This window comes from Nostoc sp. 2RC (genome assembly GCF_014222165.1).
GTDB lineage: Bacteria > Cyanobacteriota > Cyanobacteriia > Cyanobacteriales > Nostocaceae > Nostoc > Nostoc linckia.
In genome coordinates, this window is record NZ_JACKZU010000023.1 from 20,988 (window position 1) to 40,740 (window position 19,753).

The 19,753-nt window shown below is 39.8% G+C and carries 18 protein-coding genes; 10 read left to right on the forward strand and 8 right to left on the reverse strand.

Annotated elements, in window-relative coordinates:
• Positions 1-349 precede the first annotated feature (349 nt).
• Together GNE10_RS04730 and GNE10_RS04735 are read left to right on the forward strand one after the other, a co-directional pair.
• Positions 350-1,765: an NAD(P)/FAD-dependent oxidoreductase gene (locus tag GNE10_RS04730; RefSeq protein WP_185563887.1), complete on the forward strand. Its 1,416-nt coding sequence runs from the start codon at positions 350-352 to the stop codon at positions 1,763-1,765.
• Positions 1,766-1,875: 110 nt separating this feature from the next.
• Complete coding sequence (locus GNE10_RS04735) at positions 1,876-2,391, forward strand: MauE/DoxX family redox-associated membrane protein (protein WP_185563888.1); 516 nt, start codon at positions 1,876-1,878, stop codon at positions 2,389-2,391.
• Between the two features lie 70 nt (positions 2,392-2,461).
• Here the strand turns inward: GNE10_RS04735 and GNE10_RS04740 are convergent, their stop codons facing one another.
• Positions 2,462-3,424, reverse strand: coding sequence for an aldo/keto reductase (locus GNE10_RS04740; protein ID WP_185563889.1), 963 nt, complete (start codon positions 3,422-3,424; stop codon positions 2,462-2,464).
• Positions 3,425-3,750: 326 nt separating this feature from the next.
• On the opposite strand from GNE10_RS04740, the gene GNE10_RS04745 reads away from it, so the two are divergent.
• A complete protein-coding gene (locus tag GNE10_RS04745) occupies positions 3,751-4,467 on the forward strand; it encodes a glycoside hydrolase family protein (RefSeq protein ID WP_260446803.1) in 717 nt (238 codons plus the stop codon).
• A 178-nt stretch (positions 4,468-4,645) separates the two neighbouring features.
• Here GNE10_RS04745 and GNE10_RS04750 read toward each other — a convergent pair whose 3' ends face one another.
• A complete protein-coding gene (locus GNE10_RS04750; RefSeq protein ID WP_185563890.1) occupies positions 4,646-5,074 on the reverse strand; it encodes a hypothetical protein in 429 nt (142 codons plus the stop codon).
• 1,083 nt (positions 5,075-6,157) lie between these two features.
• Here GNE10_RS04750 and GNE10_RS04755 point away from each other — a divergent pair.
• On the forward strand, positions 6,158-6,799 hold the full coding sequence (locus GNE10_RS04755) for a hypothetical protein (RefSeq protein ID WP_185563891.1): 642 nt from the start codon (positions 6,158-6,160) through the stop codon (positions 6,797-6,799).
• Between the two features lie 110 nt (positions 6,800-6,909).
• Positions 6,910-8,223: a hypothetical protein gene (locus tag GNE10_RS04760; protein WP_221642730.1), complete on the forward strand. Its 1,314-nt coding sequence runs from the start codon at positions 6,910-6,912 to the stop codon at positions 8,221-8,223.
• A gap of 164 nt (positions 8,224-8,387) precedes the next feature.
• Here the strand turns inward: GNE10_RS04760 and GNE10_RS04765 are convergent, their stop codons facing one another.
• Together GNE10_RS04765 and GNE10_RS04770 are read right to left on the reverse strand one after the other, a co-directional pair.
• The gene (locus tag GNE10_RS04765) at positions 8,388-9,131 is read right to left on the reverse strand and encodes an arylmalonate decarboxylase (RefSeq protein WP_185563892.1); all 744 of its coding nucleotides are present in this window, start codon (positions 9,129-9,131) and stop codon (positions 8,388-8,390) included.
• A 63-nt stretch (positions 9,132-9,194) separates the two neighbouring features.
• Positions 9,195-10,100, reverse strand: coding sequence for a DUF4437 domain-containing protein (locus GNE10_RS04770; protein WP_242062267.1), 906 nt, complete (start codon positions 10,098-10,100; stop codon positions 9,195-9,197).
• A 225-nt stretch (positions 10,101-10,325) separates the two neighbouring features.
• Between GNE10_RS04770 and GNE10_RS04775 the strand changes: the two genes are divergently transcribed.
• Positions 10,326-10,724: a nuclear transport factor 2 family protein gene (locus GNE10_RS04775; RefSeq protein WP_185563893.1), complete on the forward strand. Its 399-nt coding sequence runs from the start codon at positions 10,326-10,328 to the stop codon at positions 10,722-10,724.
• Positions 10,725-10,814: 90 nt separating this feature from the next.
• Here the strand turns inward: GNE10_RS04775 and GNE10_RS04780 are convergent, their stop codons facing one another.
• The 3 genes from GNE10_RS04780 to GNE10_RS04790 form a co-directional block, all read right to left on the reverse strand.
• A complete protein-coding gene (locus GNE10_RS04780) occupies positions 10,815-11,303 on the reverse strand; it encodes a hypothetical protein (RefSeq protein WP_185563894.1) in 489 nt (162 codons plus the stop codon).
• Positions 11,304-11,559: 256 nt separating this feature from the next.
• Positions 11,560-12,327 carry a circadian clock KaiB family protein gene (locus tag GNE10_RS04785; protein ID WP_185563895.1) on the reverse strand — a complete coding sequence of 256 codons (768 nt, stop codon included), beginning with the start codon at positions 12,325-12,327 and terminating at the stop codon, positions 11,560-11,562.
• A gap of 200 nt (positions 12,328-12,527) precedes the next feature.
• Positions 12,528-13,808 carry a type IV pilus twitching motility protein PilT gene (locus tag GNE10_RS04790; RefSeq protein WP_185563896.1) on the reverse strand — a complete coding sequence of 427 codons (1,281 nt, stop codon included), beginning with the start codon at positions 13,806-13,808 and terminating at the stop codon, positions 12,528-12,530.
• A gap of 731 nt (positions 13,809-14,539) precedes the next feature.
• Here GNE10_RS04790 and GNE10_RS04795 point away from each other — a divergent pair.
• Together GNE10_RS04795 and wecB are read left to right on the forward strand one after the other, a co-directional pair.
• Positions 14,540-14,914 (forward strand): hypothetical protein, encoded by a 375-nt coding sequence (locus GNE10_RS04795; RefSeq protein WP_099066106.1) that lies wholly within the window; start codon positions 14,540-14,542, stop codon positions 14,912-14,914.
• Positions 14,915-15,367: 453 nt separating this feature from the next.
• Positions 15,368-16,480 carry a non-hydrolyzing UDP-N-acetylglucosamine 2-epimerase gene (wecB, locus tag GNE10_RS04800; protein ID WP_185563897.1) on the forward strand — a complete coding sequence of 371 codons (1,113 nt, stop codon included), beginning with the start codon at positions 15,368-15,370 and terminating at the stop codon, positions 16,478-16,480.
• Between the two features lie 372 nt (positions 16,481-16,852).
• Here wecB and GNE10_RS04805 read toward each other — a convergent pair whose 3' ends face one another.
• Positions 16,853-17,533: a peptidoglycan-binding domain-containing protein gene (locus GNE10_RS04805; protein ID WP_185563898.1), complete on the reverse strand. Its 681-nt coding sequence runs from the start codon at positions 17,531-17,533 to the stop codon at positions 16,853-16,855.
• Positions 17,534-18,468: 935 nt separating this feature from the next.
• Between GNE10_RS04805 and GNE10_RS04810 the strand changes: the two genes are divergently transcribed.
• Complete coding sequence (locus GNE10_RS04810) at positions 18,469-18,627, forward strand: hypothetical protein (RefSeq protein ID WP_185563899.1); 159 nt, start codon at positions 18,469-18,471, stop codon at positions 18,625-18,627.
• 70 nt (positions 18,628-18,697) lie between these two features.
• Positions 18,698-19,735, forward strand: a complete 1,038-nt coding sequence (locus tag GNE10_RS04815) for an NADP(H)-dependent aldo-keto reductase (protein WP_185563900.1) — start codon at positions 18,698-18,700, stop codon at positions 19,733-19,735.
• Positions 19,736-19,753 lie beyond the last annotated feature (18 nt).

A 19,753-nucleotide genomic window follows, 5' to 3' on the forward strand; every position in this document is an offset into this window, starting at 1 on the left:
AAGGTTAAAGGGAAAAGGGTTTTTATTTGCCCTTTCCCCTTTACCCCTTACCCTTTACCCCACTTTTGCAACAAGTCTATTGTTGATTGTTGACGGTTGACTGTTGACGGTTCACAGTCAATTTAGCTATTCCCTATTCCCTATTCCCTATTCCCTATCTGCACGACTAATTCTCCGAATCAAACGGCATATCCCATAGTCTTGCTATATGAATTATTGCTGAGAAAATACTGAAAACTATGCTGTAAATTCCCTAGAATTTTTCAGTTAAGCCTTATTTTTTCATCACCTAAGAGTTGCCGGGTGTCGGCATACTAAAAGCAGTTCATTCGCAGCAACTTTTATACTTATGCAGCAAGCATCATATCCCACTGTCATCCTGGGTGGTGGCTTTGCTGGACTGTTTACAGCTATCCACTTAAGCCATCAAAATTACTCGCATCCCATTATTTTAATTGAGCAACGCGATCGCTTTAGTTTCAAACCCTTATTATATGAATTATTGAGTGGTGAATTACACAACACACAAGTTTATCCCCGCTACAAAGAGCTTTTAGCTGATAGTAGTGTCACTTTTGTGCAGGATACAGTGGAATCCATTGCCCTACATCAACGCAGAGTTATCCTAGCCTCTGGAAAAGTTTTTGAATACGGTAACTTAATATTAGCACTGGGTAGTAAAACTACTTACTTCGATACTGCCGGTGCGGCGGAACATGCCATACCCTTTACCTCTGGGGAAGAGGCGATGGCTTTGCGAAAACACTTGCGACACAGGTTGCATCAGGCAATCCAAACTCAAGACTCACAACGTCGTCGGTTACTGCTGACTGTAGCCATCATTGGTGCAGGGCCAGCTGGCATTGAACTAGCTTGTACGTTAGCAGATTTACTACCCATTTGGTACGACGAGTTGGGCGGTGATGCCGATGAAATTCGGGTGGTACTAGTTAACCGCAGCCGAGAAATCCTCAAAGGAGATGTGAATAGTCATTTGCAGTGTACAGTCCAACGGGCGCTTAAACGTCGGGTGGTTCCCGTGGATTTCCTATTTGATGCGGCTGTCACCAAGATTAACCCAGATGGCGTAGAGTACCGTCAACACGAGCAAACCCAAACTTTACCTGCTGGAACCATCGCTTGGACTGCTGGAACTGCTGCCAATCCTTTGTTGATGGAGTTACCAGTGGCAAATAATCGCGGGCGGTTAGTAGTAACGCCTACATTACAACTCCCTGATTTTCCCGAAATATTTGCAGCTGGAGACTGTGCCATAGATAGGGATAATCCCCAACCAACCACAGCCCAAGTTGCTTATCAACAGGGAAAAGCGATCGCTCACAATCTCAAGCGACTTGGAGAAGGTAAACCCCCCACATCTGTGCAAATCCAAATGCGCGGTACTTTGATGAAACTCGGACTCAACGAAGGTGTCGCTAACTTATTTAACAAAGTCCAGATAAAAGGGCAGCCCGGCCATCTCATTCGGGAAGCAACATATCTACAACTGCTACCAAACTCTGCACATAATCGCAAAGCCACAACCGAATGGCTAACCGACGAATTATTCCAGCGCCATCGCCCTTTTTCTCACATGCAATTAGGACAAACTCCTTTACTGCATGGCGTTGCAACCCTCGCCGCTGGACTAATTTTAGCAACTCCCCTCATCTGGCGCGCTGCTTTTCCAATGCAATTCCAACAAAACCTCACTTGGACTGGTGTACCAAGCTTACTGGATGGCCTAACACCTGCTTCTCGTTGAAGGGCAAGAAAGTAGGGGGATGAGGGCAAACAATTGTTGCAATTTGTTTCCTTGTCTCCCCAGTCAACAGTCAACAGTCACCACCAATTTTAATTTTTAGGAATCCACTGATGAAATACTTACTTAACCTACGGACGGCTGTTGTTGTCAGCCGTGTAATGATGGGTGTTTTCTTTTTTCTTTCTGGTGTTGCTAACTATCTCAACTTTAGTGTTGATAACGGTTTTTACCAAACTGTTCTAATTCAAAAACTGCAAATAATTGGCCCTGGAATTCCAGCAGGATGGCAAGGACTGGGGCCGTTACCTTGGTTCATTGCCATTCCCTATGCCTGGTTGTTACCTTTAGCAGAAATCCTTCTCGGTGCGTTGTTTGCTCTCAATTATTGGACGCGTTGGACTGGTTTATTACTCATATTAGTGACATTTAGTATTACTTTGGCATTTGGTATCATACCGGCTGGTAGTTTATTTCCTAATGGAGCCGAAAGCTTTAACAAAACCATCTTATTTATGGCTTTAATTTGGATCTGTATCGCCTATGATGCCCGCGAACAAAAAATGAGCCGCCGTCGCAGTCAAGCAGCAGCCGATTATGTTCTGAATGCTTCTAACAATGATATGTAGAAAGCAACGGGCAACGGGCAATGCTTTCAAACCCATCTTTAATTCTGAATTCTGAATTCTGAATTCTTCTTTAACCCGGCATCAATTGTTGAATGCGTTGTGGCTCCTCACCTAGCCAATCTGGATTTTGGGCAGTGCTATCAAAAATTGATGAAGTTTTGAATGGTTCAAACTCGCCGGTTGATGCTGCTTTTGTGGTTTTTGCTAGGAGCGATCGCACTTGTTGTTCATTCATCGGTTGGAATGTCTGCACTGCTGTCAAGGCTTGTTCGAGAATCTCCATGCTGTCAATTCCGGTAATTACAACTGATGTCGGCAGATTCAGAGCATAGTGCAAACACTCGATTGCTTCTACAGTCTTGGAGCGTAAAATTATACTGTTTGCTAAGCTTTTCATGCCAAGAACGCCGATGTTTTGTTTGACTAGTTCTGGCAAAACCAATTTCTCAAAGCTCCGATAATGTGCATCCATGACATTCAGTGGCATCTGCACTGTATCAAATTTAAATTTATGACTGGCTGCAACTTCCAGCATTTGCAAATGCACGTGGGGGTCTTTGTGTCCAGTGAAACCGATATATCGCAGCTTGCCGGCTTCTCGCGCTTCAATTAAAGCAGCATTAGCACCTTCTGGGTCGAAAACTCGATATGGATCTTCATAGCGAATAATTTCGTGGTGCTGAACGAGATCGATGTAATCAACTTGCAAACGTTGAAGTGATTCGTCTAGTTGTTTTTTTGCTGCTTTCTTGGAACGACCATCTATTTTCGTCATCAGGAACACTTTGTCACGGTAGCCATCACGGAGTGCTTTCCCCATGCGAATTTCGCTAACTCCACCATTGTAATCCCAGCTATTATCCATAAAAGTAATGCCGCGATCGATTGCTGTGCGAACAATTCGGATAGCGAGTTGCTCATCAACGTCCTTCAAGCCAATATGCCAACCACCGAGTCCGATGGCAGAAACTTTTTCATTTGTACTACCAAGAACTCGATATAGCATTTGTGAATTTGATGTAGTTTCGGACATTTGTTTCCCTTGTATAGCAACCACTACTTAAGTAGATATAACTAGGTGCTAATTTAAACAAAATGTAAATCTCACAATATCTCTCTCAAGATACACTTTTCCACAATAAAAGGCAGGATTTCTATAATTTACTCAGTATTTCAATTTTCCATGAACCTCAGTGAAAAATCTCTAGCTACGGCTTACTTGTTATCAATGAGACACATTACTTTCCCAGTTCCCTATTCTGTAATTTTGCACAGCTACTTAACTGACAACAAACGCGAACTTTGTCACAATGAATTCGTCGATGATTTTGGTTACTGAAGAAAGCGAATTTTAAGGAGTTGACTCTGAAAGGCTTTGAATTCAAAGGTGTTGAAAAACTCATTGGGCCAATAGCGGCGCTTCTCGGCTTTGTGTGTTTGTTGCAGTGGTATATTCAAGGAGAATTGCGATCGCCTTCCGATCCCATCTTTGAAGTTAGACAACCACCTTTGGTGATGAAAAATGGCGATCCTTATATCCGCGCTTTAATGCGAACCATCTCCGCAAGTGAGGCAAATGGTAACCGTCCCTATTCTCTGTTATATGGTGGTCAGCAAGTCAACGACCTCAGCCGCCATCCTGAAATATGCGTCACAATTGTCACAGGCCCCAACACAGGTAATTGTTCCACTGCTGCGGGTAGATATCAAATTATCAATACTACTTGGTATAATATAGCTCCTCGTTATCACCCAAACCCAATGCAGTTGATGTTTTGGGTAAATTATAGTTTTGAAGCAGAATATCAAGACACAGTAGTTTATCGTTGGCTAAATGATTCAAAAGTCTGGGGAACTGATATTTCTCAACTCTTGCGTCAGGGAAAATTAAAAGAAGTTTTGCGGCTACTTTCTCCCACTTGGACAAGCTTGGGATACGGCATAGAAACTAACTCTATTAGTAGTTCTTTGCCTAAAATTTATCAGAAAATGTTGCAAGAAGAATTAAAAGCAGCCAAGCAACCAACAACCCAAACTTCAACTCCATCCCCAAATCCTTCAAGTCAACCACGATAAAATCAGATAATACCAATTCAAAATTCACGCATTAATAAATCTGACAAAATGAAGTTTTAAGACCCGCAGGTGATTAGGTATTGGGCATGGGGCTTTCCAGCGAATGGTAAAAGGGAAAGGGGTAAGGGAGAAACGTTAAATTTATCCCTTTACCCTTTCCCCTTTACCCTTTCCCAGTCTAATATCTGCTACTGGGAAAAAATAGAATATCTATTAGTTCACCTACTATCAAACCTAATATTGCTAAAATTGTTAATATCCAAAATGAATCTAGTTTATTAAAACCAGAAAAACGCATTTCTAAGTCAGCTAAAAGCGTAGTTGTCAATGGTATCAGAAATAGACTAAATAATAACGACCAAGTTGCTACTAAAGCAATTGATATGCTTAAAAATAAGACAACTACTAAAGCTTTAGAGCCAAATTCAACTAAGCGTTCTAACCAAGAAATACTCTTGCGTGTTACAGCTATCACCATAGCAGCTACAAAAGCTCCCACTAACCAAATGATATGATTAGCAGCAAGATACCACCCCAGGAAAGCATAAGCTAGCCAGAGTAAGCCTAAAGGCATCAAAGGTATCCTGTAAAAAAATTCCACATTCATACAGCCAAAACTTGTAAAAATACCAAGTTCATCTTTTGATTCTAGTCAAGAATAGCCATCGCTATCATAAAATTCTACTTATTTTGTTAAGGATATTCCTCTATCTACAGAGCAAATATCATTACATGTGTTTACTCATAACAATATATAGCAATCCTCTAAGCACTCATGAGTAAAAAGATTCAGGCCTGTAACAAGACCTGCTAAATAATAGTTATATTACTGTAATCTAATTTAACTTTTTTCACGCGATCGCCTGTACCTGAAAACTGATAAATTCAGCCTCATTCGACAATCGTAATATATTAATCAACCGTAGTCGTTTTAATTTTTTGTAGTATTTAAAACATTAACTACTACCATTAAGAATAATAGTATCAGATTTTAAAATACTAGGTGTATGTAAGTCAATTGACTTTTGTTCTCAGGTATTTGCCATAAAATCTAATCAAGAGGTAGTTACAATTTAGTGTGTACAGCTTTAACAACTGTCCACAAAATAGTTGCAGATTTCAAGCTCATGGTAATATTATTTTACTGTCAAAAGATAACATTTTATACATCAAATTGGAAACATGCTGAAACAAGTAGTTAGGTGTGCTAACTCTCAAAAAACAAAACATTATTTAATGTATCGCCAGAATCAGTAAAAGCTTTACTGTATAAGGCACACAGCTTTTATAATTTCCATTATATAAGCTATTCATAGCAAAAAAAGCCACTTCTTAGTAATCATCATAAACAGAAAAGTACATCATAAAACTTTCTCAAAATGATGAATATTTTAGCTGAAATATAAAGGATTGACACTATGTCAGTTGTTTTTCGTGTATCTCAAAACATCGAAAGACACACTTTCTAATGTCAATTGAAATTTAATAATGTGCATTTTATCTAATATTATGATGTCTATGCACGCTAATTTCTCATGTCAAATATTCCTTTTTTTCTCTCAAAATGTAGCTGAATTTTGAAAAAATCTGGCAAACAATAAAATTTAGCAAATAATTCTAGGCTACTAAACCAATCGTATTGAGTCACAAATTAGTTATTAACAATGTAAGCAAAAGTAACAGGACAAACATGAATATTATTGTTCGTTTATTTGGAGTATTCTTTTTTCAAGTGTCTGCGTTGGCTGCAATGTCTAACATTGCAATGTCTGATGACAAACCTACCGGCGTCTATACCCAAGAGACTCCTACTGTTCCTGAACAGACAACAACCCAAAGAATTTGCTCTTTAGATCCCATTGAAGATTTATTACCTCCGCCACAAACCAAAGCGAGTAATTCTTTACTTTCCTACCTTGCTGACCAGGGTTTTACACAGAATCAAGAAGGTTCGTGGGTTTGTTATGCCAACGATCCCAAAAAAGAAGGACGTTACTTTACTCTTTTTAAAGTTAAACAAGTTGATAACAGACTCATAGCAAGTTCTTTCTTAGACGAAGGAAGTCTGATAGAGGGTCAAGAAAATCGTAGCTTGGACTTTTTTATGATGCTAATTGAGCGTCATATGAATGCTAATCAAGACAACCGCGAAAGTATACGCAGATATTTAGAAGCTTTCGTTTCCCTAGTTAAGCAAGGAAAGATTAAACCTACACCTCGCGCATTCCTTTTTGACCAACCAAACCGAGCATTAGTCATATATCACACACTCTCATCAGGAAACCTCAAAGGTACGGGAATCACCATCAATATTGATTTGCCTAAGAGTTGAAGTGATGAGTGGGGACTGATGAATGTTCACTGATGACTGGTAAATCAGGAGGATTTATTCCCCTCATCCCCCATGCCCAATGCCCAATCTGTATTTATTGGAGGTACATCTTGCCTAAATCAACTATTAAAAAAATCGCTGCGGCAAAAGCGGTTTGCTGGGCAACTATCGCATTTTCATCTGTTGGAGTAGTACTCACTACGTGGCAGTCTGCTTTTGCACAGTTAAATATTGGCCGCTATGGTATCCAACGAGGACTGGAGTATGAGTATCTCCAGTACCAAGTCAATAACCAAAATCTCAGTCAGATGCGAGTAATTCCTGCATGTGATGTGGGATTTGGTTTGACTTGCAATAAAACTGGAACGGTAATCCAACGATTAATTGAGCTAAATGGTGGGACTAATTATCAAAATCTACTGATACGAGCTGCTGGCGGGGAGAAAAATTTCCAGAATTTCGCTAGCTTTTACGGTAACAATCCCAATCTCTCTACAGTGCCTTTTGCTTCTTTTTGGAGAAAAGAATCCTCCACAATCATGGATGGATCTCAATACGTCCTGGGACAATCTTTTGGCCGTAGTCCAGTACAAGGATTGGGATCTGTAACCAACCAATTTTATTGGGCACCATATTCTGGAGTGAATGACTCACTGAGCCTCCGTAATGGATTACTAAATCTCAAATTGTCATACGGACGATTGCTGTTTGAAGAAGCTTCAAAAATTTCCAACATTAGAGAGCAGATTCAGTCTCTAGGCCTGTCCCCAGAAATGACGAATTTTTATGTAAATAAAATCTCTAGAGGCTTGGACGCACTGAATTCTGGAGACCGGAGCCAATTAGAAAACAGGATTTTTGAGGTACTATCTTTTCCCTACTCTAAAGATGGTGGGGAATTCGGACGCCCCAATAATGCAATTCCGCAAGAATTCAATCAACTCTTGGGAGAAGATATACCAGGAGATATTTTGCTGGCTGACAATGCACTACCATTGGATGGAGAAGCAATCAGCCTCGATACTTTCCCTGGTTCTGCGGGAGATGTTTTGGTGCAAGACAATTCTGATTCTTTCCCGCTTTGGCCAATAATTGGAGTTGGTGGTCTTGGTTTAATTCTGCTTTTACTATTAAGTGATGATAGTTCTTCAGGTTCTTCAGTTTCTTCAGCACAACCAGTTATTCCCCCTCCCACAAATCCACCTTTGTCTCTCACCAACAAAGGAGAATGCGATTTAAATCCCAATAATAACGGTTCGCAAGGTACACAAGTTATTGAAGTTCCATGTAGTGTTACTCCTCAAACCCCCACGGAAGTAAAAAAGGTAGTAGAGCCATCTACAGTCAAAGCCTTTATATTGCTAATTGTTCTCTTATGTATATTCCGTTACAAACAACGAGCTTTAAAAATTCGTAGTTGGTAATTTTCATACCAATTTTGGATTGTGGATACTTCTCTACGAGAGGCTGCGCCAACGACAGGCTCAGTACAAGTTTTGGATTTTGGATTAAAAACATTTGATACAAGGCTGTTCGCAAAATTTCAAACAATACTTCCTATGCCAATTTGATATGACAATAATATTTTTTACAATTCTCTCAAGAGTTTGCCATACCCATAAAAGCGATCGCGGATGTTGTTTTGTCGTAAGGCGTACCACCAGATTGCTGCATTAATGGCAATCACGGGCTTTTTGAGCCATCGCTCTGCTTCGTCGGCGAGTCGGAGCATACTCAAATTAGTACCCATTTGTATGATGGCGTCTACATCATCACCATCGATTTCCTGAAGATGATTGCGAAGAGTATCTTCTGAGACTTCGGCGATCGCTGTTGCAGTGGGACAACGCAATCCTTTCAGGCGGACGACTTCCACGCCAATGTCGCTAAAAAAGCGGCGTAACTTATCGTCCGCCACAGCCTGATAAGGGGTAATGACTGCAATCTTGTTTAATTTGAACGCTTCTACAGCCGCCTGACACGCTGAAGCACCGGTAGCCACTTGCAGGCCAGTATATTCTTCCAGTCGTTTGATGAAAGCTCTATTTCCCTCAATTCCTCCCCAAAAAGTCTCAGCACTCATTCCCATGATTACGTAGTCGATAGCCGCAGTCATCACGCGATCGACTGCGAAAAAAATTTCCTTGTCGATTTCCTCCAGAATACGCACCATTTTTTTATCGGTACTCAAGTCTTGGTCTCGAATATAAATCCGGGACATATGAGACGTAACGCCCGGTACAGCCATCGCGTGAAAATCTGGTTCGACGATGGTGTTTGTACTGGGCGCAAGCACCCCAAATTTTTTTCGCCATCCTAAGGCGTCCGTCATGGTAAAGTCCTTGTGGATAAAGTTATTTGCTGTGCTAATTATAGTTTTCGCTCCACTAAAACTTTACTTGTCTTTATTAATTGCAGCCTCCAGACGTGCTTGATCTTGCTGAGTAATGTCTGGGTTATGCAGTATCCAATAACAATCTAGACGGTCATTAGTGCGAAACAAAAGTAGTGCGCCACTTTCTGTCCAAAACGGCCCGTGTGGAATGTGTGCGGGTCGCCAGTAATAGCCATCTTTGCACATTGCTGTATAGCGTCTATTAAAGGGATCGTCACTCATGGACCAATGTCCAAGGACATCGCCAGAAATCACATAGGCCTCCTCAGTGGTAGGATGACCAGCATAGAAATTGCCTTCAATCCACATAGGTACTAAACCGAGAATCCACGTAGCGCGTCCAGTTTTTTTATTGGTATATAGACTTTTACGGGCTGAACCTGGAGGTAAAAACGTTGTACTCTCCCATTTCATTGCATGGAGTTCTTGCAATGGAATATACTCAGTCATACGTTCGTGAGTCTGCATATTTACGTGATATACAGAAGTTTCCGGGATTTGTGGAAGCTCTGCGTAGTCCTCTGTGATATAGGTAGGTGTAGCATCTGGCATCCACAACAAAATGGTGTCTTCTTGCGTTTTCCAAGGGCCAGTAGGTATACCAGCAGGGATAAAAGAGTAACTGAGATTGCGTAGTATAAACCCACCCTGATAGAGTGCCCCTGTTAAGACAAAAATTTCCACGTTGGTAGTAAAATGACCAACAGGTGCGCTCCAACCCTTTTTCAAGACTACTCGCTGTGTAGATTCACCTGTACTTTCGTTGATGGATAGAACTTGAGCAGTAGCATCTTCTCCAATCACAAAGTTTTTTACCTCAAAAGGCACTTGTGGAAAGTCGATAACTGAGTTGAGTGATTCTTCAGTTTCTACATGTTTGCGTCCTGTAAAGATATTCTTGTTCATTTGAATTTCAACGTTATTATGGATAGAATTTGAGCTTTGATTGTCTTAATTTCCTTTAAGCATATATAGCAATGCTAAATAATTTGTGAAATATTACGTATTAAGGTTGTTGACAGTCAACAATTAACACCGATATTGTTCACAACTGAAATAGGATTGCTATAGTAATTTTAAAACTTAAAAACTAAAAATGTATAAAAGTTAGATATCAAAGGGAATCTACAAATGACACAAAACTCAGAAAATACTTTAAAAATTGCTCAGCAGGCATTTAAAAATCTTACATATGGCATGGAAACAGGAGAATGGGAAGCATTGTTAGATATGCTCTCGGAAGATTTTACCCTTTGGTTTCCTATGGGGAAATTTCACGGTTTGAATGTAGGAAAAGACCGAGCTAGAGAATTTTTTGAGTATGTTTCTCAATCCTTCACACCAGGCTTGAAACTAACTGGTTTAGACCGTGTTACCAGCAATGAAACAACTGCTGTCTTTGAATTTCGTGATGAAGGACTTTTATTTGGAGAGCCTTACAAAAATCGAGTAGCAGTTTCCTTTGATGTGCGTGGAGACAAAATTTGTGGCTATCGAGAATATTTTGGTAGTGATGGCAAATCGTATTAAAACAGAATTCAGAATTCAGAAATCGCTTTGTCTGAGAAAGTAACTACCACAAAGGAGTGTCAAAGCTGAAAACAAAAATCTAAAATTTCATTAGTTTTTCTCAATATTCAGTTGGTTAATTTCTTTACATTTAGCTTCTGCTGCTTGGTATGCCGCTAAATAGTCTTGACCGCCCAGCATCACATCACCGTAATATTCATAAGGTGGCTCACCATAGATAGGTAACGGATCGTCTTCTGGATAGTCTTCTTTTGATTCTTCAATAATGGCTTTGAGTTTTTTTACAGTCAGCTTTTGTGCAGCAAAATACCAGAGTTCTTGAGGATTTTTTTTCAGATGCGGTAATGTGGGATCGATAATGCGTATAAGGGAGTCATTGCTGGAAGTATCGCTTACCTCAATCCAACTGTGTTCAACTGGTCTGTATGGCTTTCCCACAAAAGTTAAAAATCCTTGGACATATTTTGCTCCCTCAGTTGATAACGCTGCTTTGTATGCATTGTCAAACGGGGTACTAGCTTTGCTGTTTATGCTTTGAGCAATTTTAATTGACAGCGTTTCATCCAATAATTTGTTCATCAATAGCAAGGATTAGAGCAGCCATGAGAACATGTTACCACTGTTTAGGGAGTGGGGATTGGCGAGTAAGGAGATGAGGGGGATGGCAACGCCTTGGGAAAAGGGGAAAGGTTAATGGTTCGACAAGCTCACCAACCGGGAAAAGGAGGGATATTTTTTTCCTCTTTGCCCAATGCCCCATGCCCAATGCCCTATGCCTAGTCAACAGTCATCAATCAACAATCCCATATAAAAACATTAAAACTTTTAATAAAAGTTAAAATTTCTCCTTAGTAGCTAACATTTGTACAATTTTATCTGCACTATCTAAATCTCCAACGATTCGGCGAATTGGGTGAGGCCAAACTTTAACAAGAGTAGGAGTAGCAGAAACCTGATTAATTTCTGCTTGTTCTGGATGAGTTAAAACATCAATGATCTTTAAAGTATAAGGGTGTCGGAGCGATCGCTCTAACAACTCGTGTAAATTTTGAAGTATGCGTTCGGTAGTTCCGCTATGTCCTGCAACAAACAAACGCAGGACATAGCCTTGTGTTGTGGATTGTTCTTTTTGTGCGATCGCTGGCTGGTGATATTTTGGTACAGGTTCAGAAAGATCTAAACGTACAATTAAATCGTGATCTTCCCAAAGTTGCGGAAATGAGGAACGATAAGTTGATAGCACCATGCGATCGCACAATCCTTCCTGCCAAGGAGCTGGTTGCCATACTAACTCCTCTGTATCAAAAATAGCATTCAGCAAAGGTTGATATCTGATTACAGATGGATAGGCTTCCGCAAAAGTTCGCACTCGTTGAGTACGCGGATCTAACCAGTGGTCAATAGTCGCAGTATAACAAGGTACTAAAAAGTGTGGTGGCTCTGGTAAATCTAGAATTTCCTGCAAAGCAGAACACAAATGCAAATGCCATCGACCTTGCTTACCAGGGTCGATGCAGTAAATTAAATCTCCTCCAGGTGTAAATAGCGCAATACCTTTAAACAACTGGGGTGTAGATAGTTTGTTTGTCGTCAAGTTATTCACAACAGCAAAGGAATTAAAAGGTAAAAACTAAAAAACTTTCTCTTTTACCTTTTACCTTAGCGAGAACTGCAAGCAGGAATACAAAGAATTTGGGCATTGGGCAAAGGGCAAAGAGGAAAAAAAAGATCCCTCCTTTTCCCTTTAACCTTTCCCCTTTTCCCAAGGCGTTGCCATCCCCCTCATCTCCCCAGTCCCCAATACTAAACTCGACCTCGGAGAAATTGTGCCATTTCGTTAGGAGTTGGTGACATCTCTAGGGCTGTTTCTTCAGTAATGCGACCATCTTGATAAAGATTGAGCAAGGACTGATTCATAGTGATCATGCCGTCAAAGCTGGCTTGTTTCATCAATTCGGTAATTTCATCATACTTACCATCTTTGATCCATTCTTTGATGGCTTCGGTGTTGATCAAGATATCGTGGAAAGCAGCTCGCTTACCGTCTGTTGTACGACACAAACCTTGAGCAATTACAGCCACTAAAGACTCAGAAATTGCCACTCGCATGGCATCTTGCTCTTCACCAGAGTAGAGGTTGAGTATCCGCTCAATGGTTTTCACAGCGCTATTGGTGTGCAAGGTTCCCATTACCAAGTGACCAGTCTGAGCAGCTTTGAGGGCGGTGTTGACTGTTTCTTTATCCCGCATTTCCCCCACTAGAATCAAATCTGGGTCTTCCCGTAAAGCTGCTTTCAAAGCGTTGTCAAATTTTCGGGTGTGCATTCCCACTTCCCGTTGCTTTACCAAGGATTTGCGGCTTTGGTGGACAAATTCTATGGGGTCTTCAATGGTGATGATGTGCTTAGCCATCTCTTTATTGATGTAATCAATCATCGCCGCCATTGTTGTGGATTTACCAGAACCAGTCGGCCCGGTTACCAAAATTAAGCCTTTGTGGTGATGACAAATATCCCGAAAAATGGGGGGTAATCTCAACTGTTCCATTGTCAAGATTTTTAAAGGAATCAACCGCAACACCATTGCAGGCCCTTTTAGAGAACCAAATACGTTAATCCGCACGCGAGCAAATTCGTACTGAGTTGCTCCATCAAATTCTAGATGTTCTTCAAAGCGTTGAATTTCTGCCTCCGTCATCACCTCCCTCAACCAACTCATCAAACTCTCTTTATCCGTTTCTGGATATTCTGTTGATTGAATTTCTCCTCGGTTGCGGAAACGCGGTACTTCGCCTACACCCAAATGAATATCGGAATATCCTTGATCGTAAGCTTCCCTGATAATCTGCGCTAAAGTCAGTCCTGGAGGGCTAGTTTTAGGGCGAGCTGAACTAGGTATTGGTGGTGGTGTACCTGGACGATGACCTGATGGCGCAGAGTTAACAGCAGGAGAGTTAGCGCTCATATCCAATGTTTGTGTCATTTGGCGCTGCGTACTCATACCTGGTGGAGGTGGTGGTGGTGCTGGTGGCACGTTACGACCGGTAGCAGAATTAGAATTTAATGGAGACTGTGATTCTGTCATATATCTTCACATTTGGCAGTTCAGAAATGGAATTAGTGAGAAGTCAAATAACTTCTTCAGATGAGTTCTGAAAGAGTCTGGCATACAAGGCTTAAAGGCAATGCAAGGCGATTGAAACTCTAGAACCACGGTCAATACATTTCATCCCCCTCAATTTGTATCTTTTTTATCGGCGATTTAACTAATTGGAAATTTAATAAAAATTATTTAGCCTGTATAACCTGGTTTAACACATTCAAGGCTAATCGCTACTCAGTAAATACTCTAAAACAAAAAGTTTTATGTGGCACTTCAAAATTAGCTAGTAAATATTCTAATTCTCTTAAATGAGAAATTAATTGCAACTATCGCGTTTAATTGCTAGCAGTTAACAACACAAACCATTAGCAGTTGATGAATTTAGCCAATCTACAAATTATGAGAAGAAGTACTAATTTTTATAAGAAATGTTAAGCTGAATCAGGGTGATGTCCTGGGGATCAAAGTTAAAAGCTGATGCCTTTTAGCTTCTACTCCTGAAGACAGATGAAAGAAGCAAGGTTTTTGAATAAAAAGCAACTTGACTTTACATTCATAATTACAAAAAATTAACTGTAAAGTTTAGTAAAAAAATGCTCATTTTCCTAATTAGGTTTTATATACTGAACTTCACTAAATGATTCAGTTTATTCGCAAAAAGCGTAAAAAAACTGAAAATTAAAACTTGCTGTGTATTTTTGGGAGGAAAAGTCATGGTTTCGGCTCAGAGCTCTAATCTAGGAAAGACCTACTCCTTGATGATGATTAAAAGCTTTTTAATATGGACTTTCACATTGGCAGTATGCTTGCTGGTTGTCGGTTTCCCATTAGTTGTTTTAATGGCTACGGTCGGATGTCTGTTGTCGATTGTTTTACAATCTGTAATGCCTGTTAGTGCAGTTTTATTGGTTGCAGGCTGTTTAGTGATGTTCAATGTTCTGGCAGTTGTATTTGCTGCGGGTGTACTAACTGCAAGAGGAGTTCATCCTAGCGATGTTAAATGGTTAAGCTGGTTGCATGGAGAAGTAGACCAAACGCAGACTACTGTTTATGCATCTTGCCCCTTAACCTGTGAAATCAAAATCTAATCATTTCTAGTCATTACAACTAAATTCGACAAACAGTGCGTCTGCCCGGTTAAGCCGGGTTTTTTCATTTTAGATGGATGTTGTTGATGGTTGACGGTTGATGGTTGACGGTTGACTGGGGAGATGAGGGGGATGGCAACGCCTTGGGAAAAGGGGAAAGGTTAAAGGGAAAAGGAGGGATCTTTTTTTTCCTCCTTCCCCCATGCCCTTTGCCCTTTGCCCTTTGCCCTTTGCCCTTTGCCCTTTGTCCTTTACCCTTTGCCCTTTGCCCAATGCCCAATGCCCAATGCCCAATGCCCAACGCCCAATGCCCAACGCCCAATAAAGCCACGTTTTTTCAGGTTTTTTGTGATTTATACTTTGATATTTATGGTTTCTGTGATGATTGGCTGTTGACTATTGACTATTGAGCGTAGACCGTTGACTATAGCTTTGACAAGTTTCAACGGAAAAATGACTAATCGAAAGCAAGTTTGCATTATTTTGGGTACTCGTCCGGAAGCGATTAAACTAGCTCCGGTGATTCAGGTGTTCCAAAAATGTTCAGATTTTGAATCCCAAGTAATTTTAACTGGACAACATCGCGAAATGGTTGAGCAAGTTATGGATCTGTTTAATATCAAAGCAGATTATGACTTGGAAATTATGCAAGCTCAGCAATCTTTAAATGATATTACTTGTCGGAGTTTACAAGGTTTAGATGCATTATTTCGACAGAGAAGACCTGATTTGGTGGTGGTGCAGGGAGATACTACTACAGCTTTTGCCGCAGCTTTAGCAGCTTTTTATCAAAAAATTCCTGTTGGTCATGTAGAAGCCGGATTAAGAACTGATGATATATTCAATCCTTACCCAGAAGAGGCTAATCGGCGGTTGATTTCTCAAATTACTCAGTTGCATTTTGCGCCAACTCCTTGGGCTGTGGAAAATTTGCAGCGTTCTGGTGTTTTAGGTGAAATTCACTTGACTGGTAACACTGTAATTGATGCTTTGTTGAATGTGGCTGCAACTCAAGTTAACTGTGATGTACCGGGCTTAGACTGGAATTCATATCGTGTATTGTTAGCAACGGTACATCGTCGGGAGAATTGGGGAGAACCACTAGAAAGTATTGCGGCGGGATTTTTACAAATTTTAGACCAGTTTCCTGATACAGCATTGCTGTTACCATTACATCGCAATCCCACAGTGCGAATACCATTACAACAACTTTTAGGAAATCATCAGAGAATTTTCTTGACAGAACCTCTCGATTATGGTCAATTAGTGGGAGCGATTGGGCGATCGCACTTATTACTCACTGACTCTGGTGGATTGCAAGAAGAAGCCCCCAGCTTGGGAAAACCAGTACTAGTTTTAAGAGACACCACAGAAAGACCAGAGGCTGTTACAGCAGGTACAGCCAAACTTGTAGGAACTGAAAGTAAAAATATTTTTGCAGCTGCTAGCGAGTTACTCAGTAACAAAGCCGCCTATGAAGCAATGGCAAATGCTATTAATCCTTTTGGTGATGGTCATGCAGCAGAACGCATCTTGGAGATTGTCCAAAAGTACTTGGGTCTTTGATTATCAACAGCAATTTAAAAAACTAAATTAAACAAAATCCCAAGTTTCTATTTATTAGGGTGCATTCTTCAATGCCGTAAGCAAATGAAAGCAATTTTGTATAGTACGTTACCTTTATAACGGACTATACGATAGTGCTAATTTATATGAATATGATAAGAGTTACGTAATTTATACCATTTTGGATTTTAGATTTTAGATTTTGGATTGTGAAACAGTTAGTAGTAATCGCTTTTGGCTATACATCTGTCGCAATCATTTTTCAAATTGGTATTAGAAATAAAAAATCTTTACAACAGATCGAAAATCTACAGGGGCGCAAAGCTTTACACCCCTAAGATACGTGTGTCTGATTCTTTTTTCAAATTAGTATTAAATACCCAGAGCTAATCTAGTTTCAGGGCCGACGATGCCATCTACAAGTAAACCTTTACTTGCTTGAAAATTGCGTACTTGACGAACAGTTTCTGGCCCGTAAATTCCATCAACTCTTAGGTTACCCAAAGCTGTTTGAACATCTCTGACAAGCTGACCTCTAGAACCAGGAGTGAGAATAAATGAACCACCAACCCCACCAGGTCTATTCACAGTCGGACTATTAGGTTTATTACCAACCCATCGAGCAAAAACATATCTACCTGTAGAAAGCCTAGCGAAACCATTTTCATAGCCTTCAATTGCTGGAAGTGGAGTGCCATTTTTTACACAATCTACATAGGAATAGTTAACGCTTGGGCCTGTACGAATACGCAAACAACTGCCGTTAGTTCTGACGTATGCTGCAAAAGTGACTTGAATTTGGCTGACAGCAATCAGTAATACACCAACACCAGCTAAAGCTAACCAAGCAGAAGATTTAAGAAGTTTTTTCCAATTGAATTTAGACTTGAGGAAATGATATTTACTGTTTGGGGATGCTTGTTTTTTAGTAATAACTACAGAAGATTTCAGAGATTTTCGCCAATGAAATTCAGGTTTAGGAAGTTGATATTCAATATTTTTAGATGCCTCTTCTTGAGCAATAAACATGTGGGAATAAGCAAGATATTCCATAATGCGTTCCTGTATATCAAAAAATGAGTGCTGACAGAGAATTACTTGGTTTTTCTCTGTATTTATCCTGTGTATATTTTATAGCAATTTTCAGAAAAACTTTTTTACTGCTAGCAAATTCCTCATTGCTTTCTTCGTCTGTGGAAGCAAGGGAATAAAGAATGGGGAACAGAAAAAACAGGCTTAGGGAACTCCAAAAAATAAATTGTTCCAATTTAGGTCGTTGACTGTTGACTGCTAAGTGTCAACGGTCAACAGTTAACAGTCTTGTGTGGAATATTTTTTTACTTGGAAGTCCCTTATCTGGACTGTATTGTGCTAAGAACTGCCCTTAATGCGATGGAATGTTTTTTAAGTTGCAAGTCCCTAAAACCCTTACAACCAGTCCCAACAGGCAATCAAGCCTGCGTAAGTCCTGTATACTTTGACTGCAACTTCACATCATCTCATTGCCAATTACAAAACTAACTTGCTGTGCTAATGCTGCCAGTAGCATCTATGAACATTTATGAAGACTTGATTTAGAAGAATCTTAAGACTTTCTGATATACTACTGCAATTGTATATATTTACCGTAGTATAACTGAGGCTAAAAAAGTCCATATCCACGAAAACTTAATAAAAGCAAGTATTTTTTATTACATTTTGGGACTTTTTCTTGCTCAATTTTAGTTTACATATCTAATTAATCTATGCAACCATAAACAGCATTGGTTTTAACAGTCAACAATTCTCAGATGTAATATTTTACAAATCATTTTGGATTGCTATATAGTGCTTTAAGATTAACTGGAATTGGCTTTACCAGAGTTGATTAGATAAGTATTTTGCAGAGATTTATCTATTAGTTAACTGCCAGAATAGTTTTAATTATAAATAAGGAATTTGTATGGAAAAATAAAGTCTAAATTAAACATTTCTTCAAAATGAATGTAATGCAAACTTTACAATCTTTCGAGTCTAGAAATTTCCGGCTATTTTTTAGCGGACAAATGATATCTATGATTGGTAGTTTTATGGCAGAAACTACCACTGCATGGTTAGTTTATTCTTTAGCAAATATAGTGTGGCAAAGTTATATTAAAGTTGCATAGCTATAGAATAATTTATTTTATATAAATTATTGAAAAACCATTCTATTAGACTGAAAATTGATTCAATAATATGAAGTACAACCAACTTGGTAATAGTGACTTAAAAGTTTCTGAAATTTGTCTGGGCACCATGACCTATGGACAGCAAAACACCATCGAAGAAGCACATCAGCAGCTAGATTATTCTATTGGTGAAGGAGTCAATTTTATTGATGCGGCTGAGATGTATCCAGTCCCTACAAGTGCTGAAACTTATGGATTAACTGAGACTTACATTGGTGAATGGTTAAAGCATCAACAAAGGGATAAACTTATTGTCGCTACTAAAATTGCAGGGCCTGGTAGAGGCTTTAAATGGGTACGTGGTGGAGCCAAAGCAATTGACCGCGATAATATTAAACAAGCTGTAGATGATAGCCTTAAAAGATTACAAACAGATTATATAGATTTGTACCAAATTCACTGGCCCGATCGCTACGTGCCACGATTCGGACAAACAGTTTTCGATCCAACTCAAGTAGGCGAAACAGTTCCCATTGCCGAACAGCTAGAAGTTTTCCGCGATGTCATTAACGCAGGGAAAATTCGCTATATCGGTTTGAGTAATGAAACTCCTTGGGGAGTCACCCAGTTTAGTAACATTGCCAAACAGTTAGGATTGCCCAAAATTGTTTCCATTCAAAATGCCTACAATTTACTCAATAGAGTATTTGATGGACACTTAGCAGAAGCAGTTTATTACGAACAAATTGGATTACTAGCGTATAGTCCTTTAGCATTTGGCTTTTTAACTGGTAAATATTTAAACGGCAAACCAGAGAAAGCAAGAGTAAGTTTGTTTGAAAATTTTGGTCAGCGCTATCTGAAACCAAAAGTAAATGAAGCAGTAAAAGCTTATGTGGATATTGCCAAGCGCCATCAACTGAGTCCAGCACATCTAGCTTTAGCATTTGTGCGGAGTCGTTGGTTTGTAGCTAGCACAATTATTGGTGCCACAACACTCGAACAACTCAAAGAAAATCTCCAAAGTGTCGATGTAGTTCTCGACAAAGACATTTTAGAAGAATTGGATAAGGCTCATACACAGTCACCGAACCCAGCGCCGTAAGGGTGGGGCGATGGGGGA